This is a genomic window from Micromonospora chokoriensis (assembly GCF_000718555.1).
In the GTDB taxonomy this organism is placed as follows: Bacteria; Actinomycetota; Actinomycetes; order Mycobacteriales; family Micromonosporaceae; genus Micromonospora; species Micromonospora chokoriensis_B.
This window is the reverse complement of the sequence record NZ_JOAN01000003.1, coordinates 92,178-108,392: the sequence shown is the minus strand read 5'-3', so window position 1 is coordinate 108,392 and position 16,215 is coordinate 92,178. Positions and strand designations below refer to the sequence as shown.

The 16,215-nt window shown below is 70.3% G+C and carries 22 protein-coding genes and 1 tRNA gene; 8 read left to right on the top strand and 15 right to left on the bottom strand.

Translation table 11 applies throughout. The features are described 5' to 3' along the window. The first annotated feature begins 284 nt into the window (after window positions 1–284). Complete coding sequence (locus IF46_RS0105915; RefSeq protein ID WP_157562653.1) at window positions 285–557, top strand: hypothetical protein; 273 nt, start codon at window positions 285–287, stop codon at window positions 555–557. Here IF46_RS0105915 and IF46_RS0105910 read toward each other — a convergent pair. After that, window positions 554–808 (bottom strand): hypothetical protein, encoded by a 255-nt coding sequence (locus IF46_RS0105910; protein ID WP_157562650.1) that lies wholly within the window; start codon window positions 806–808, stop codon window positions 554–556. The two genes, IF46_RS0105915 and IF46_RS0105910, sit on opposite strands and share 4 nt — an antisense overlap. A 22-nt stretch (window positions 809–830) precedes the next feature. Here IF46_RS0105910 and IF46_RS0105905 point away from each other — a divergent pair, with 22 nt between their 5' ends. Then, window positions 831–1,190, top strand: a complete 360-nt coding sequence (locus IF46_RS0105905; protein ID WP_030487259.1) for a hypothetical protein — start codon at window positions 831–833, stop codon at window positions 1,188–1,190. A gap of 62 nt (window positions 1,191–1,252) precedes the next feature. Here the strand turns inward: IF46_RS0105905 and IF46_RS0105900 are convergent, their stop codons facing one another. Further along, window positions 1,253–1,429: a hypothetical protein gene (locus IF46_RS0105900; RefSeq protein ID WP_157562647.1), complete on the bottom strand. Its 177-nt coding sequence runs from the start codon at window positions 1,427–1,429 to the stop codon at window positions 1,253–1,255. Window positions 1,430–1,523: 94 nt separating this feature from the next. Between IF46_RS0105900 and IF46_RS0105895 the strand changes: the two genes are divergently transcribed. After that, complete coding sequence (locus IF46_RS0105895; protein WP_051723704.1) at window positions 1,524–1,733, top strand: helix-turn-helix transcriptional regulator; 210 nt, start codon at window positions 1,524–1,526, stop codon at window positions 1,731–1,733. 61 nt (window positions 1,734–1,794) lie between these two features. Here IF46_RS0105895 and IF46_RS0105890 read toward each other — a convergent pair whose 3' ends face one another. The 9 genes from IF46_RS0105890 to IF46_RS35080 all read right to left on the bottom strand — a co-directional run bounded on the left by IF46_RS0105890 (window position 1,795) and on the right by IF46_RS35080 (window position 8,687). Beyond that, on the bottom strand, window positions 1,795–3,711 hold the full coding sequence (locus IF46_RS0105890) for a hypothetical protein (RefSeq protein ID WP_030487256.1): 1,917 nt from the start codon (window positions 3,709–3,711) through the stop codon (window positions 1,795–1,797). A gap of 77 nt (window positions 3,712–3,788) precedes the next feature. Beyond that, window positions 3,789–4,943, bottom strand: coding sequence for a hypothetical protein (locus IF46_RS0105885; RefSeq protein WP_030487255.1), 1,155 nt, complete (start codon window positions 4,941–4,943; stop codon window positions 3,789–3,791). Window position 4,944: 1 nt separating this feature from the next. Then, entirely contained in the window at window positions 4,945–5,409 is a 465-nt protein-coding gene (locus tag IF46_RS0105880; RefSeq protein WP_030487254.1) for a hypothetical protein, read from the bottom strand. Window positions 5,410–5,422: 13 nt separating this feature from the next. After that, complete coding sequence (locus tag IF46_RS0105875) at window positions 5,423–5,794, bottom strand: hypothetical protein (RefSeq protein ID WP_030487253.1); 372 nt, start codon at window positions 5,792–5,794, stop codon at window positions 5,423–5,425. A gap of 107 nt (window positions 5,795–5,901) precedes the next feature. Continuing rightward, the gene (locus IF46_RS0105870; RefSeq protein WP_157562644.1) at window positions 5,902–6,102 is read right to left on the bottom strand and encodes a hypothetical protein; all 201 of its coding nucleotides are present in this window, start codon (window positions 6,100–6,102) and stop codon (window positions 5,902–5,904) included. Window positions 6,103–6,170: 68 nt separating this feature from the next. Then, window positions 6,171–7,256 (bottom strand): helix-turn-helix domain-containing protein, encoded by a 1,086-nt coding sequence (locus IF46_RS0105865; protein WP_030487251.1) that lies wholly within the window; start codon window positions 7,254–7,256, stop codon window positions 6,171–6,173. Window positions 7,257–7,410: 154 nt separating this feature from the next. Continuing rightward, window positions 7,411–7,608 (bottom strand): hypothetical protein, encoded by a 198-nt coding sequence (locus tag IF46_RS0105855; protein ID WP_030487250.1) that lies wholly within the window; start codon window positions 7,606–7,608, stop codon window positions 7,411–7,413. A gap of 3 nt (window positions 7,609–7,611) precedes the next feature. Continuing rightward, on the bottom strand, window positions 7,612–7,923 hold the full coding sequence (locus tag IF46_RS0105850) for a hypothetical protein (protein ID WP_030487249.1): 312 nt from the start codon (window positions 7,921–7,923) through the stop codon (window positions 7,612–7,614). 137 nt (window positions 7,924–8,060) lie between these two features. Next, window positions 8,061–8,687, bottom strand: a complete 627-nt coding sequence (locus tag IF46_RS35080) for an HNH endonuclease signature motif containing protein (protein ID WP_232233951.1) — start codon at window positions 8,685–8,687, stop codon at window positions 8,061–8,063. 110 nt (window positions 8,688–8,797) lie between these two features. Here IF46_RS35080 and IF46_RS0105840 point away from each other — a divergent pair, with 110 nt between their 5' ends. The 4 genes from IF46_RS0105840 (at window position 8,798) to IF46_RS0105825 (ending at window position 11,957) form a co-directional block, all read left to right on the top strand. Beyond that, on the top strand, window positions 8,798–9,400 hold the full coding sequence (locus IF46_RS0105840; RefSeq protein ID WP_198041372.1) for an NUDIX domain-containing protein: 603 nt from the start codon (window positions 8,798–8,800) through the stop codon (window positions 9,398–9,400). Between the two features lie 141 nt (window positions 9,401–9,541). Then, on the top strand, window positions 9,542–9,955 hold the full coding sequence (locus tag IF46_RS33620; RefSeq protein WP_030487246.1) for a GntR family transcriptional regulator: 414 nt from the start codon (window positions 9,542–9,544) through the stop codon (window positions 9,953–9,955). A 314-nt stretch (window positions 9,956–10,269) separates the two neighbouring features. Beyond that, entirely contained in the window at window positions 10,270–11,271 is a 1,002-nt protein-coding gene (locus tag IF46_RS0105830) for a hypothetical protein (protein WP_030487245.1), read from the top strand. 104 nt (window positions 11,272–11,375) lie between these two features. Next, window positions 11,376–11,957 (top strand): hypothetical protein, encoded by a 582-nt coding sequence (locus IF46_RS0105825; RefSeq protein ID WP_030487244.1) that lies wholly within the window; start codon window positions 11,376–11,378, stop codon window positions 11,955–11,957. Window positions 11,958–12,036: 79 nt separating this feature from the next. Here the strand turns inward: IF46_RS0105825 and IF46_RS0105820 are convergent. Continuing rightward, window positions 12,037–12,112, bottom strand: a tRNA-His gene (locus tag IF46_RS0105820). A 113-nt stretch (window positions 12,113–12,225) separates the two neighbouring features. Continuing rightward, the gene (gene orn, locus IF46_RS0105815) at window positions 12,226–12,816 is read right to left on the bottom strand and encodes an oligoribonuclease (protein WP_084597782.1); all 591 of its coding nucleotides are present in this window, start codon (window positions 12,814–12,816) and stop codon (window positions 12,226–12,228) included. 72 nt (window positions 12,817–12,888) lie between these two features. Between orn and IF46_RS0105810 the strand changes: the two genes are divergently transcribed. Further along, a complete protein-coding gene (locus tag IF46_RS0105810; protein WP_030487242.1) occupies window positions 12,889–14,172 on the top strand; it encodes a glycosyltransferase 87 family protein in 1,284 nt (427 codons plus the stop codon). A gap of 122 nt (window positions 14,173–14,294) precedes the next feature. On the opposite strand, the gene IF46_RS35720 is transcribed toward IF46_RS0105810, so the two are convergent. Further along, the gene (locus tag IF46_RS35720; protein ID WP_051723702.1) at window positions 14,295–15,311 is read right to left on the bottom strand and encodes a hypothetical protein; all 1,017 of its coding nucleotides are present in this window, start codon (window positions 15,309–15,311) and stop codon (window positions 14,295–14,297) included. 151 nt (window positions 15,312–15,462) lie between these two features. Beyond that, window positions 15,463–16,203, bottom strand: coding sequence for a YcnI family protein (locus IF46_RS0105800; RefSeq protein WP_030487240.1), 741 nt, complete (start codon window positions 16,201–16,203; stop codon window positions 15,463–15,465). Window positions 16,204–16,215 lie beyond the last annotated feature (12 nt).

The window sequence follows — 16,215 nt, the reverse complement described above, 5'->3', positions numbered from 1 at the left end:
GGAATGTGAGTGAGGCTGGAGCGGGTATTAACCGTCGTCCGGGACGCCGGGTGCATCGGAGTGGGCCTGTGGGGGATCGCGTACCAGCAGGTGACAGGACGCGTCAGCTGGGAACTCCTGGCCGCGTTCCTCGCCCTGCTGGGGGCCCCTGGGGTGTGGCACCTGTGGTCCATCAAGCCAAGCGGCAGTGGGACCGGTGGTACCCCCGACTCGTCGTCGCCACCTCAGCCTCCGCCGTCGCCTACGCCATCACCGCCATCGCCCAGCGTCCCGGGAGGTAGCCCGTGACCACGAAAGCCATCCGGGTTTGGTACGCGATGACGGTCACGTTCGTGGTGGTGGTCGCGTTCGGGGCGGCGTCGGTGCTGTACGCCAACGAGCGTGCGGAGCGGTCGGAGCGGCGCGCGGAGCAGATTGACCGGGAGTCGAACCGCAGGTGGTGTGCGTTGCTAGTGACGTACGACGACGCGTACCGGGATTCGCCGCCGGTGACGGACACGGGGCGGACGCTGGCGACTGAGGTGTCGCGGCTGCGCACCCAGTTCGGCTGCGACTAGTAAGCCTCCGGTTGGCGCTTGCGCCACCTCCCGTACTGCTCACCGTCGGCGTACACCCGCTCCAGCTCGGCCCGTGCCCCGGCTTCGTCGGGGAAGTCGACCATCGTCGTCGCCGCCTCGGCCGGCGAGTTCAGGCGCACCTCCCAGCCCGTCCCGTCCATCCGCTCGAACAGCCTGATCAGGGCCAGCGGGAGGTGCGGGTCGTCGCCGTACAACCAGCCCGCCTCGCGGAGCTGCGGAAACCCAGCCATGACCACAACCCTAGGAGCCCCGATGTTCCAGACCTACGGCAAGGCCATCGCCGCCGTCATCGCCGCGGCCCTCACCGTCGCGTACGGCGCCCTGTCCGGCGACCAGCACATCGACCCCGACGAGGGCGTACAGATCGCCATCGCCCTCGCCACCGCAGCCGGCGTGTACCTGGTGCCGCTCGCCCCGCAGTACCGGTGGGGCAAGACCGCCGTCGCCGTGGTGCTGTCGGTGCTGCAGGTCCTGACCACCGTCATCCTCGGCGGCCTCGACGCGAACGAGTGGATCGCCCTGGTCCTCGCTGCGGCGACGGTCCTCGGTGTGGGGGTGGCCCCGGCGGCATCCGACAACGGCATCCGCAGCAAGGCCCCGGCCGTCGGCTGACCTTCCCCGTAACGCACTGCGCCCCTCGCCTTCGTGGCGGGGGGCGCTTCGTGCTGTCTGGGTCAGGCCGGCAGCGGGATTAGCGGGGTGTCGAGCATGTCGTTCCACCGGGCGTCGATCTCGGCCTGCCGGCGCTCGTCGGCCTCGCAGGGCCTGCAGGCGTCCATGGTGCCGCCGCTGGGGGCGGGGACGGTGCGGGCGTTGTCGGCTCCGCAGATCTCGCATCCGATGTTCGCCATGTCCGCCCCCTCCACCTTGTCTTGCTGACATGGACAACGTTACTCGCGTCCACATAGGTTGTCAAGCCCAACAGGACAACGTATGGTGGGGCGCATGGACGGCTACCTGACCAGCGAAGACCTCGCCACCCGCCTCGGCGTCAAACGCGAGTCCATCTACCGCATGCGCACCCGCGGCGACCTCCCCGACCCCGACGACACCATCGGGCGTACGCCCGTCTGGAAGACCGACACCATCACCGCGTGGGAAGCCGACCGCCCTGGTCAGGGCTGGCGCAAAGGCAAGACCAGCGAGCAGAGCTGACCCCGAACGCACCACGGGCCCGCACTCTTCGGAGTACGGGCCCGCGTTCGTCGTGCTCGGATCAGGCGGCCACCTCGTACTGCCGGCCGCCACCGCGCACCCGACCAGCCTCAGCCAGATCCCCGAGCAGCTGGTGCACCCGACGCACCGACAGGTCGACCGTGTCGGCGATCCGCTGCGGACTGGTGTGGCCAGCGCGGATCGCGTCGAGCACCTTCTCGTGGCTGGGACCGAGCGCCTTCAGCGCCTCCCGCTGCGCCTGAGTGACGAATTCCGTCCACCTCGGGAACGGGGCCAGCCCGAACGACTCCAGCGCGGCACCGTCGCCGCCCGTGGCCGGCTGAGGCTCCGGCTCACGAGTGGCTCGCAGCCGCACCCCCGCCAGCGACGCCTTCCGGTCCGCGTACGACCGCTCCCGCGCCCCGTACGCCGAGCCCATCGCGAAATTCTCGGCTGGGTCAGACAGCCCCCGCCACTCGATCCGGGACGGCCAGTGCTTCTGGAGCCGGTCGTTCAGGTAGTAGCTACGGAAATGCGCCTGCCGCTCGCCCGGAGCCGGCTTCGTCACCATCCCGTAGCCGCCGAACCGGGGGAACTTCTTCGGGTTGTCCTCCACCCCGAAGATGGTCTTCGCGTTCGGATCGTCGCCAGCCAACATGATGCCGTTGCCGGTGAGCAGGCTCGACCGCAGCGCCTCGCAGTACGGGCTACCCGCCCCGCCGAACGCCCCCAGCGTCGGCTCCTGGGATGCCAGCAGCAGCGCGATGCCCACCTTGCCGCCCTCGCGGGCGACGGTCGACGCGATGCGCTGGGTCTCCTTCCACAACGCCGGGTTCTGCTCCTTGTCGAGCGGCTTGTGGCACTCGTCGATGATGCCCAGCACCCCGGGCCGGTCGGCGATGGGACGGAAGCCCTCCACCTCCATCTCAACGTTCTCCTGCTGCCGGAGCAGCATCAGCAGCTCCAGGCCGACGAGCATCGCGTGGATGCGATCGAACGTGCCCGCGAACAGGTCGGCGTGGCGCATGAGCAGCGGCGACGACGCGCCCCGCTGCCCGTCGGCGTAGAAGATCACCGTGGGGTGTGACTCGCTAGCGGCGAGGGAGAACGCGATCGAGTCGATGAGCCGGGACTTCCCCGACCCGGTGCCGCCCTGGATGAACCCGCCCCACAGCCGGTTGTCGGTGTACGCCCGCCAGGTGGCCACGCCCTCACCATCGGCGAACGGGCCGAGCCGCACCCGACCGGTCGCCGAGTCGAACGCCGACGGGCCCGGCCAGTCGACGGCCTGCTTGATCGGGGAGCGGGTGACGATCGTCAGCAGCAGCGTCGGCTCGGGCTCGGTCGGGTGCGGCTCCAGCAGCATCTGCTGGTCGGCCTGGAGGTGCAGCCCTCCACGCAGCCGGCCCATCGCGGCGATAGCCATCTCCAGGGTCTGCTTGCCCGCCCGCAGCTTCAGCGCGTACCGCACGCCAGCCGCGATCGGCTCCTCAGCCGTCAGCCGCGACCCGGGCAGCGCCCCGTCGCTGGCCCCGTTGTTCTCCGCCCACAACCGCTGGTAGCCCGACCGGGTCACCTTCGGCTGGATCAGCCCGACCGGGTGCTGCCGCCACCAGTGCATCGACAGCGCGTACGCCACGGCCATGAGCAGCCCCACCGCGCCCAGAGACAGGCCGGCGAGGGTCACCCCGGTCAGCCAGCCGACAGCCACACCCAGGAACGCCAGCGCCCGCCGCCGGGCCCGCTTGTCGAACACCCGACGGCGGACCCGCGTGGCCGCGACCACGGCGATCACGAACGCGGACCCGGCCACCCACACCGCGACGGTCCGCTCGTCGCCGACCGCGTGCACCGCGACCCGGCAGGCAACCGCCGCGACGACAAGGGTGCCGACAGCGGCGTGCGGGGCGAGCTGCGGACGCAACCCACCCTCCACGATCGGCGCCACCCGCTCCGGCACCTCGGTTGTCGTGCTCATGGTTCTCTCCTCAGGTGTCCCGGCTTCCACCGCAGGGAGCGGACCGCGCTGGCCCACGCCCCACGGCGGTAGCCGGGTCAGCCGTTGAGCAGGTATTCCTTGTTGGCCGCGCCGGGCTGCGCCTGGTACGCCTCCTTCAGGCTCTGCTGCGCCTCCAGGGTCGCCTTGTGCGCGTTCCACTTGTCGGCGGCGATCCCAGACGCCTCCATCGCCTCCCGGGCGGTGTCGATGGGCTCGCCGTCCATGTCGCCCCGCTGCAACGCGCCGATGTAACCCTCGGCTCCGGCGGTGGCGAACGACTGGTGGGCGGACGCGGCGGCCTCGGCGAACGCGATGGCGGTGGACAGGCCGGCGGCCTCGGGGTTCGACATGTCGATCTCCTTGATGGTGTTCGGGTTGGGGAACTGGATGATCTGGGCGGTGTGCTCGGCCGCAGCCGGGCAGCCGCAGTCGGCAGGCGGGTTCAGCCGGCGGTAGGCCTTCTGGCACCTCTGGCACATGGGCTCGCCCTGGTTGGTGCGCATCCCAGTCCAGCCATCGGCGAGAGGCTTCGGCGTCTCCCCCTGCGGCACCGGCTTCTCCTCTCGCAGTGCGCCGGGGCTGTGGGAACTGCAAGGCGTGTCGAACGGGTTGGGTTCCCCGCAGTCCGGGCAGCGACCCCGCGAGTCCCGGTGAGACCGGGTGCCCGACTCGGCCAACTTCGCCAAGGCCACGTCCTGCAGCGTGCGGATCTTCTCCTCCCGCGCCTCCGGGGACCTCGACGACGTACGCGGCCCGAAGGTCTGGTCGAGTCCGCCCTGCGCCTCCCACTCGGCGTTACGGCGTTGTTGCTCAGCCAGGCAGCGCGGGCACGGACGGCCATCGAGCACCACCTCGCCCTTGCACTGCGGGCAGTTGCGGGCGTTGTTGGGGTCGTACACCCGCTCCGTCTTCGGCTGCGCCTTCGGCTCCCGGACGATGCCGATCATGTCGTCGACCGGCTGGGCCTTCGCCTTCGCCGACTTCCGACGCTTCTCCGTGTGCGCCACCATCGCGTCGGACATCAGATCGGCGAACCACTCCCGACCCCCGTACCGGGGCTGCTGCGCCGGCCGCTGACCAGCCGCGATAGCCCGCTCACGCTTCAACTCGTAGCGCGGGTTCGGGGTGCCCTTCACCGCGTGCACCAGATCCTCAGCGCCGCGCTTCGCGAAGTAGCCGATGACGAAGCACCACAGCAGCACGATCTCCATGTCACGCCTCCGCGGTCGCGCTGGAGGACTTCTTGATGACCCGGCGGGCCATCAACAGCGACGCCACGATGCACGCCAACGTCAGGCCGACCGCCGACTGCTCGCCCGTCCACTCCGTCAGCGCCTCGTTCACCCACACCTGCGACGAGTCCGCCCAACTGGAGATCGTGTCGCCGAACTTGCCGTCGACCGCCGTGGCGATTGACGGGGCAACGATCGCCGAGATGACGGCGAACCAGTTCGGCGTCCCGTCGATGAACGCGTCGATCAGCGAGCCGACGACCGCGACGATCAGCAGCAGGATCGGCAGCCACGACCAGGGCAACGCCTCCAGTACCGTCTCGATGACGTCGCCGACGAACGTCTCCGCGCCGAACGCGCCGCCGAGGAACGCGATGCCGAACGACAGCCAGGCGAGGGTCTTCACCCCCTTCTGCCTGAGCGACTTCATGGTCTTCTTGGCCACGGGGTGGCTCCCTTCAGAGGAACACCCGCAGCGCCAGGTCGACGCCGGGGTGGATGAGGTGGTCGACCGTCCAGGCGACCGGGGGCAGGAACGACAGGAGCTTCACGGTGACGCCGACGACCAGAAGCCGAGCGAAGCGCTCCGTCAGCCACTCCCACAGCCGAGCGCCAACCAGGCCAGGGACCGCGACACCGCGCAGGTACGCGATGCCGAGAGCACGGGCCGCGCCGTGCAGGTCCGCCGTGTACCGGCCCCGCTGCGCGTACAGGCGCATCGTGTCGACGGCCGGGCGGCGCTCGGTGAGCAGCTCCGGCGGGGTGAAGTTGTCCTTGAACTTGGCCAGCCACGCCGCCGTGTCGAACGGGCGACGGTCACTGTCCGTCATTGCAGAGTGCAGAGTTGCCGGCGTCTCCGAGCCGATCTCACGCTCAGCGGGGTCGGGGGCGAAGTCTGAAGTGCAGACTTCAGAGTTACGTTCGGTCACGGTCTGGGTCACGACGCACCCACCGGGGTGATAGAGAGCAGGAACCCCGCGAACGCCACGACGAGCGCCAGGATCGCCGCGTACACCGCGAGCAGCGTGCCGAGGCTCTGGTCACCCTTGCTGCGCTCCCTCGGAGCCGCTGGACGGATCACCTCCAGCGGCTTCCCGCGGGCCAGGGCAACATCCGTGCTGGTGGTCTGGTGGGACATGATGGGCATCTCCTTCTTGGAGGCGGCGCCCGGTCCGGCTGTAGGAGGTGGGGCCGGGCGCCGCAGCTTCATTGGCCGGCCGGCTCGAACGAGTGGCCGTTGGTCTTCAGTCGGTCGCGCAGCGTGGACTCGGGCACGCCCTCCGCCCGCGCAGCCGCGCGGTTCGACTCACCGCTGCGCACCCGCGCGACCGCGCGCAACAGGGCCGCCTCGCGCTCGTCAGCAGAGGGCTCCGCGACCGGCTCCGTGGGGGTGCGCAGTACCACCTGTCCGCGCCGCGCGGAAGCCTGCGCGACCTGCGGCAACTGCATCTGCGCGGGCATGCGCGGCAGATCCGGCTCGGGGTGCGCGACAGGGTGCGCGGGAACCTGCGCGACGGGGTGCGCAACACCGTCGAGGATCAGTGCGCGAGCGTCCGCGCCGCGCTGGTGACGCTCGCGCACCTCGGCCAGCATCTGCGCGGTCGCGCCCTCCGCCAACTTGCGCAGCTGACCCTCGCGCGACGCGACCAGGCGGGTCGACCCGGTGTCGATCAGCCGGGCCAGCCGGACCATGCGGTCCACGTTGCGGCGGCGGAACACCTCGCTCAGGTCATCGGCGGAACCCGGCTTCAACAGCCCCAGCTCCACACCAACCCGGCGGGGCGTCCAGATCCACGACGACTCCTGCCGGGCAACCTCGGGTAGGTCATCCTTGATCCGCGACGACCACTGCCACGCCACCGCCATCGGCATGAAGAACCGGATCACCTGACCCGACAGGTTGTCAGCGTGGCTGCCGGCGGCGAGGCCAGCGACCAGGGCGATGATCCAGACCGCGCGGATGTGTCGGCGCGGGTCCCGGCCCTCGGCGATCTTCTTCCGCGCCTGGTTCGCCTCCGACAACATCAGGATCTCGGCGAACGCGAACAGCAGGACCGCCTGCCACTTCGCCAGGTGTAGCGCCCCGGTGGCGACCTCCCACATGCCCTCAGCGGAGAAGCCCAGCGCGATCACCGACGCGGCGAAGGTCAAGGTGGCGCTGCGACCCTTCTGGCTGCGGGTCACCCGGGCCAGCACCAGCAGCACGGCGACGAGCAGTGCACCGATGGCAAGGATGGCGGTGCGGTGCTCGCTGGCGAAGGCCAGCCACGAGTCGATCCGGTCGGCGCTCATCGGGCACCCCCGCGCAGGTTCCGCAGAGCGGCCACGCTGAACGCGACACCCGTGAGCGAGCACGCCAGTCCGGCGGCGTCATCGAGCGGGAACGACAGGGCGACCAGCGCAAGGCTGATGGTCAGGTAAACGCGGCCTCGGAACCGACGGGCGCTCATCGCTCCGCCCCCACCCGGATCAGGAACTGGGCCTGGCCCGCCCCGTCGGTGACGAACACCCGGGCGTGATCCAGGCCGTACGCCACCGCCAACCCGCGTGCGGTGTCGACCGCCTCGGTGTGGTGACGGGCAACGAACCGCTCAGTCCGGGCGAACACGTCACCGGCGGCGTAGAGGTCCACTCGGTACTCCATGGCTCAGGCCTGCCGTCCGCGCACCAGCAGCGAGAACAACTCGGCCGCCAACACCTCGGCGTCCGCGAGGCCCATGCTGAACGAGCCGTCCTCCGTGCGGAAGAACACCTGCACCGGTCCGATCTCGCCCTCGGCGTCGAAACGCTCCAGCGACACCTCAACCTCGTGCTTCTCCGGCCCGTTCGTGCACACGATCGTGCGGACCGCGCCGTGGTGGAACGTCACACCCGGGTCCGGGGTCCGCCGGTCCTCGTCGCCCTTCCAGCAGTCCGTGCACCACGGCGGGCACGGCGCTGGGAAGGACGGCGCAATCATGGGGGCACCAGTCGGCGCGTGCTTCACGGTCCTGTTGGTCGTGGCAGAATCAGTCACGGTCTTCAGCCCTTCTGAGGTGGGGTTCGGAGACAAGGCCCTCGGTCGGTGTTCGCGCACCGCCGGGGGCCGCATTGCGTTTAGGCGACGCGCCGGCGCTCGTTGTGGCACTGCCGGCAGGCTCGGAAGCCGCGCTTCAGCGGAGCGGACCGCAGGTTGTCGGCAGTGAGTGCGTGCCCCTGCGGGCAGTGGGTCTTCGCCGCGTTGGCGGCGGCGAGGGTGCTCCCTCGAAGCAGGTTCTCGCGTGTAGTCACCGGCTCCAGATGCTCTGGGTTGACGCATCGCCGCACCCGGCACAGGTGGTCGAGGCTCAAGCCATCTGCAATCTCGCCGACCAGCAAGAAGTAGGCAGCTCGGTGCGCAAGAACCGGCTGCCGCATGTACGTGAACTTTCCGTAGCCGTTGTCGGTCAGGCTCTGCGCCCAGACCCAGCAACCGGTCCTGACGTCAACGACAAACGCTGCACGAAACCGTTCGAGGGCAGCGTCGCGGTAGATCTCGGAGTCGGTCAGGTAATCCAGGGACCCGTAGCGCAGGTGGTCATTGGTGCCGTTGCGCAGCGCTTCGCGCTTCCGACGCTGAAACTCGCGCGACCGCGTCCGCTGGCACTCCCTACACGTCCGCTGCCCGTTGCCGCGCAAGTAGGTGTTGATCTCATCGAACGGGTGCCCCTTCGAGCATCGATCGGAGGTCATCCTGCCGCGCACGTCCCACCTCCATCGTCGTCAAACTCTTGCATCTGACCGTATCAGGCATCAACTCGTGCATCAACTAGTAAGCGATGTGAACGGCCAACATCCTGTGCGATGATTGCGCCGTGGATCAGGAACGGAAGCCGGTGAGCACGGCCCGGGCGGCCAGCGCCCTCGGTGTGCACCCGTCGACCCTGTGGCGGTGGCACGAGAAGGGCCGCATCACTCCGGCCTGGAGAACTCCCGGTGGGCAGGCCCGGTGGGACCTGGAAGAACTACGACAGCAGCTCGGAATACACGCGAGAGGGGACCACGTGCCCGAGGCATCCACTAAGCCCGAACCCAGCCCCGTAGTGGCCAGCATCGTCACCAGCGACCTGGGCGTCCTCATCGGCCGCCGCAACGACGGCAAGCCACCGTGGACGTTCATCGCCGGTGAGATCGAGCCCGGAGAGTCCGCCGCCGACGCCGCCGTCCGCGAGGTCAAAGAAGAAACCGGGCTGCCCGTCACCGCCGCCGAGCGGGAGATCGGCCGCCGAGTGCACCCCAAGACCGGGCGGACCATGGTCTACCTGGCGTGCCGGCCGATCGGGAAGCTTGACGTGTTCGTCGGCGACAAGGACGAACTAGCCGAGGTGAAGTGGGCCAGCCTCGACGAGGTGCAGGAGCTGCTGCCCGGGTTGTTCGAACCGGTGCTCGCCCACCTTCAGCGGGAGTTGGGCAGCTAGAACCACCGCGCACCACCGCGGCCGCTCCGGATCGGGGCGGCCGTCTCTATGCGCGTTGACCGCGCCGGGGACCGCACATGTTCGCATATGTCGTTCGGCCCCTAGGGCACTAAGTGACCGAGGCTCCGTACCTTCCCCACTGTGATCAACAGGTCCAGTCGCGACCCTGCCTACCGGCAGATCGCCGACCTGTTGCGCGCCCAGATCCTCGACGGCCGACTGCGGCCCGGGGACCTGCTCCCGTTCGAGGGCCGCATCGCCCAGGAGTACGGCGTTGGCCGGGTGACCGCACGTGCTGCGCTGCGGGTACTACGCGAAGAGGGGCTCACGGTCACTGAGCGCGGCTACGGTACTTACGTGGTCGAGCCGCAACCCCGCGTAGTGGTGAGGATCCCGCGCGGCTCCCGCGTCTGGTCGCGGATGCCCACCGAGGATGAGCGGATCGCGCTCGGGATCGAGGCGGGCGTGACGGTGCCGGTGCTGATGTACCAGGTCGGCGGACAGTCACCGAAGGGCCCGTACGCTGCGGATCGAACGGACTTCACCACCGCGTAGCCCGCAGCACGATCGGCGATCTTGATAGCGTGAGAACGGTGCCGATCAGCGGCGTGTGGTGAATGTGATCTCACGAATGGTGCACGTGTTCGCGCTCCCAACGTGGATCAAACGGTCAGCCGGACAGGAATCCCACGCTGACCGTTCGTGCCAAGATCGCCGCCGCAAGGTGCAACGTGCAAGGAACTAGGGAACGATAGCTACCTCACGGTGATCACGACGACACTCATGAACGTCCCCACGCAGGGGGCACCAGCACCAATCGAGTCCCGTAAATCGGACGCAGCGCGGCACCCCGGGGGGGCGGTGAAGCCATGAAGACCAGCACCATCCGACGTCTCATCCTCGGTGCAGCGTGCGGTGTCGCTGGCGTCCTCGCCTTCAGCACCCCCGCCCACGCCGACGACGGAACCCAGCAGCCGGGGGGTGTGCTGGGCACCGTCGTTGAAGTCGTCAGCGAGGTGCTGCCCGAGCCCACCAAGGAGCCCGAGCCGGCCAAGGAGCCCGACGAGGTGCCGGCCGCCGAGTCCGAGCAGAGCGACGAGGCGGGCCACGGTGCCAACGAGCCGGCCGCCGAGCCGGAGCCGACACCCGCCGACCAGCCAACCCAGGCCGGCGACGAAGAGTCGGCGGCCGAGACACCCGCGCCGCCCTCCAGCCCGATCGAGCAGGTCACCGACGGGCTGGAGCAGATCGTTGAGCCAGTCAAGGACGTCGTCGAGGACGTCACCACGCCCCTGCCGGTCCCGTCGACGCCCGCGCCGGCACCGGTCGTCACCCCGGCACCCACGGAGCCGACCCAACCGGCCGAGACTGCCCGAGTCGACGTGCCGGTCGAGACCGAGACCGCTACCGAGCAGCCCGAGCACCTGACGGCCGAAGCGCCAGCCGTCGACCCGCTGCCCGTCCTGCCCGTGGTCGGACCCGTCGCCGGCAGCGACACCATGCTCCCCGGACTCACGCCAGTGTCGGTCGGCGAAGAGCAGCCAACACGCGCACCGCAATGCGACGAGCGGCCCGCTGAGAGCACCCCCGACCACGGCCGCGGCGTCGTCCGCACCATCACCGACCGGCGCACCGGACTACCCACCGCCAGCAGCGACGCCCCCGCCAAGCCGTGCCCACCACCGGCGCCGGCCGGCGACCAGGCCATCAACGCCGTCGCCACCACCGGCCACGCCGGGGCTCACAGCGAGCTGTACGCGGCCACCACCACCGGCGTCACCTGGCCCACCCTGGACCGACTCCAGCAACTGCGTGCACGCGGTGACCTCCCCGCCTCCCGCAGCACCCACGTGGAGCCCGGACCCGCCTGACCTCGCCGCGCCCGCACGCGACAGCGGGCACCGCCTGGAGGCCGGTACCGCGACCCGACCTCCGTTCACCCTCGTTCCACCACCCGAACGGAGTTGATCGCAGAATGAGCACCACCGCACCGAAGCCCCCGACCAAGCGACTGTTCGCGTCGGCCGTTACCGCAGGCACGCTGGCGGCAGCGACCGCCGCCATCCTGTCGATGGGGTACATCGTCGAAGGCAGCATCCCGCCGGGCCGGATGACCGCCTACTGGTTGGCCGAGGTGGCGCTCCTGGTCACCGCCGTCACCCTCGGCGGCCGGTACTTCGCGCAGCGGTGGCGCCGGGCGGCGTGGCGCGACGGTCACGCCGCCCGCATCGCCACAGACGCTGCCAACATGCCGCTGGCCCGCATCCAGGCGGAGCTGGAGGATCTGACTGAGGCGGTCTACGACCTGGCGGACGCCGCCGGCCGGCCGCGTTCCCCCCGCGCCTACCCAACGGGCAGCACCTACGCCAGCCGGGCGGTTCAGGGCGACACGGTCCTCATCACCCGCAACGCGCAGCCCAGTAGCAGCGCTGACGCCCCGGTCCAACTGGCCGAGCGGACGCCGACTGACCCGATCGCGGAGGCCCGCGCCGAGGGGTACGCCGAGGGGTACGTCGACGGGATCGCGCGCCGCGACGAGGGGGCCTCGCCGAACTGAGTTCCCCTACCAGTCCCCTAAAGATGATCAGGGCCCCTCGCTTGAGGGGCCCTGACCTGCGTGAATGTAGATCCACACGTGGGGTGACTGATGGGAATTGAACCCACGACAACCGGGACCACAACCCGGTGCTCTGCCAACTGAGCTACAGCCACCATGCCGCCGTCGCCCGGTCGATCGCCCCGGGCGGGGTGCGGACCAATAATAGCCACACCGCAGCACGCCTCGTCCAGCGGGTTCCCTGGTCCCCGAGACCAGCGGCCGCGGGTCAGAGTTCGGCGGCGATGGCCTTGGCGGTCTCGACGTCCGGGCCGGGCAGCGGGACGAAGACCGTGCGCCGGTAGTACTCCAACTCCCGGATGCTCTCCCGGATGTCGGCCAGCGCCCGGTGCGCGAGGCCCTTCTGCGGCTGGCCGAAGTACACCCGGGGGTACCAGCGACGGCAGAGTTCCTTGATCGACGACACGTCGATCATCCGGTAGTGCAGGTGCGCGTCGAGGCGGGGCATGTCCCGGGCGATGAAGCCCCGGTCGGTGGCGATCGAGTTGCCGCACAGCGGCGCCGTACGCGGATCCTTCACGAAGGTGCGCACGTAATCCAGGACCAGGTCCTCGGCCTCGGCGAGGGTGACCACCGAGCGGCGGACCTCCTCGGTGAGGCCGGACTTGGCGTGCATCGTCTGGACGATCTCCGGCATCCCCTCCAACGCCGCCTCGTCGGCGTGGATGACCACGTCGACTCCATCACCAAGCACGTTGAGGTCGGGATCGGTGACCAGTGCCGCAACCTCGATCAGTTTGTCCCTGCCGAGGTCCAACCCAGTCATCTCACAGTCGATCCAGACGAGGAGATCAGCCACCGGGACAGCCTACGCGCAGCCCACGCGCTGCGGCTGCGCGCTCTCGGCGGGCCGGCCCGCTAGGGTTTCGGGGTGCCAGCAGAACCCGTCGCACCGCCCGCCGTCACCGAAGACGATCCCGGTGGCCGTACGGTCCGTCGTCTGGTCGCGGTGGTGGCCCTCACCGCCGTGTTGCCAGCGCTCTACCTGCCCGGCCTCAAGCACAACTTCTTCGATCTCAAGATCTATATGTCCGCGATGGACTGGTGGCGCGTCGGCCACCCGCTCTACGACTACGTCCAGCCCGACCGGGTGCAGGGCGAGCTGTACTTCACGTACCCGCCATTCAGCGCGCTGCTGCTGTGGCCGTTCGGTCTGCTGCGGCTCGGCACCACCGTGGCGATCTTCACGGTGCTCACCGTGCTGGCCGTGGTGCTGACCACCCGGTGGTTGGTGGCCCCGCTGATCGCCCGACACGACCTGCCTCGAACGTTCACCCTGATCGCTGCCGTCCTGCTGGTGCTTGCGGTGGAGAGCACCCGCGAGACGATCACCTTCGGCCAGATCAACATGCTGCTGGTCGTGCTGATCCTGGCCGACCTGCTGTTCGCGGTGCCGCAGGCGCGACGCTGGGCCGGGGTGGGCGTGGGGCTGGCGACGGCGCTCAAGCTCTTTCCCGGCATCTTCATCGTGTACCTGCTGGCCACCCGGCGGTGGCGGGCCGCGGCGGTGGCCAGCGCGACCGCCGCGGCGGCGACCCTGCTCGCGGCGGCGATCGCCCCGGGTGACTCGTGGCGGTTCTGGACCCACGAGCTGTGGGCCACCGAGCGGGTGGGTCGCCCCGACTACGTCGGCAACCAGTCGCTGTTCGGCCTCCTCAGCCGGTTCACCGCGCCGGAGAAGCCGGAGCGGCTGCTCTGGCTGCTGGTGGTCGCCGTGGTCGCGGCGTACGGGCTCTGGCGGGCCGCCCGCGCGGCACGGGCCGGTGACCCGTTGACGGGCCTGACGCTGACCGGGTTGGTTGGTTCGCTGGCGAGCCCGATCACCTGGACCCACCACATCTACTGGTTCGTACCGGCGGTGGTGCTGCTCGTCGACGCGGCGTTGAGCGCCGAGGGCCCCCACGAGGTGCGCCGACGTCGGTGGCTGGCCGGGCTCGCGCTGGGTATCGCCGCCGTGACCATCTACGGCGTGGTGACGTTCCAGGCCTGGGGTGCGGCAGTGGTCCGCACTCATGACCCGCTGGACTTCGTCCTGCAGAACACCTACGTGCTGCTCAGCCTGCTGCTGCTAGCGGCGTTGCCGGTTCGTTCGGGGCACAGTGCGGAAAATCGCATCAATTGGACAGAACTCCCGAGTAGCCATGATCGGCGCTAATCTGTCCTCATCTACCTCAAGCGTCGCTCGGGTAGCACCGATCCCCCGGTGAGAGCGGCCCTCCGCGTCGGCAGCGCGGAGGGCCGCTCGCCGTTTCGCCCGCCAAGCGCCAGCCAAGCCCGTCACCCCGTGGCACTGCCACCGGCCGGGCCGTCACCCGGTGGGACCGCCACCGGCCGGGCCGTGGCCTCGTCCGCGTCGGACGGCGGCCAGGCGAGACTCAGCGTCACCTCCGGTGGGCGGGGCAGTCGGGCCGGCTCGTCCAGGTCGGCGAGGGTGTCCGGTCGTGCCGGTTCGGCGCCGATCGCCGACCGGGGCCGCTCTCCCAGACCGGAACCGACCGGGGCGAGTTGTCGGGCCGGGATCGGCGGGGCCGAGTCGGGTTCCCGGGCGCCCAGAGCACTCAGCGAGGTGACCCCGAGCCGCCCGGCGAGCACCGGCACCTGGTCCGGCTCGACCACGAAGATCACCTCGCGTGGACGCAACGGTCGCAGCAGGAGCAGCGCCGCGCACACCATCAGCAGGACGCCGACGGTCAACAGACCCCACGTTGCCGGGCCGGTCCACCCTGCCCGCAGCTCGGCGCGCAGCTCCAGGGCCAGGTCGCCGCCGCCGTCGGGGCGCATCACCACCAGGCTCATGGGTTGGCCCGCGAGGTCGTCCGCACTCCACTCGAGCGAGCCGATCCCCTCACGTACCCAGAAGGGTCGGCCCAGCGGCGCGAACGGCTCGCTGACCCCCGGGGTGTCGGCGGCCGGGCCGGCCGGATCCAGCCGGACCGGCAGCGGGCCCCGGGCCAGCGCCATCCGGCGCACCGTGGCGTGCGGCACCGCCTCCAGCCAGCCACGCACCTCGGCGGTGGGCGCCAACCCGACGAAGGCCGGGCCGTCCGTGGTGCGGGCCTCCAACCGCAGCCGAGTCTGCGCGGTACGCGCGAAGGGCGCCTCCTGCCGCAGCAACCGGTCGAGGTCGGTGACCACGACCGCGTGGCCGGGTGTGCGGACCGTCTCGAAGCGGGCCGCGAAGGCCCCATCGGGGTCGGCGTGTCGGGTCACCAGCCACAGCCCGCCACCGGCGAAGAGCGCCGGAATTCCCACGACCAACAGCAGCACTCCGGCGATCACCCGCACGAACCGCATCCGCACCGTCCCCCTCCGTAGCCAAAACACCCGGCCGACCTTACCGACGTAGACCGTCTGATCAGGGGATATCCACGGCACGGTCGCACCGACTCCGGAAAAGCACGCTGGCCCGCCGGATGAATCCGGCGGGCCAGCGGGTGTGGCGGGGTCAGACCTTGGCCACCGGCTCCCGGCGGGTACGCGTGAACGCCAACCCGCCCAGCACCAGGCCGGCCAGGCCGGCGACGAGTCCGGCCACCCCGAGGCCGAGCGCGAGCCCGTTGCCCTCGTCGTCGTCGTCGTCATCATCGTCGTCGGGCGCCGCGACGGCAGCGGTCGGTGTGGCCGAACCCGCCGGCGCTGCGGCGGCGGCCAGGGTGAGCACCGGCGCCGGGTGCTCCGGCTCGGTGCCCGGCGCCGGCTCCTCGATCCAGCGCGAGATGTTGCCGTCCGAGTAGGTCTGCAGGGTCTTGAAGACCATCGAGTCGACCTTCGGCAGCGGCCCCAGCGAGACGGGGAACTCCTGGAACTGCCCCGGCTTCACCCCCGCGTCGCCGGACGCCGTCCAGGTGATCTTGGACACCGCCTCGGTGAGCGGGCTGCCGTGCACCTCGATCGGCGGGTCCACCTTGCGCTTCTCCGTCGCCACCGTCCAGCCGGGCACCGGCATCGTCGACACCGAGCCGACCGGAGCGTTCTCCGGGAGCACCACCTCAAGCTTGACCGTCGACGCGCTGTCGCTCTCGTTCGGCACCCGGAACGCCACCCGGGCGTAGCCGCCCTGGGCCGCCTCCTTCGGGTTCACCGTGACGTGGGCGGACGCCGATCCGGCGAAGCCGAACACAGCGGTAGCGGCGGCGGTGAACGCCAGGACGGCAGCGGCGCTTGCGGTACGCCGGATTCGGGTCATGGGTTTTGCGAA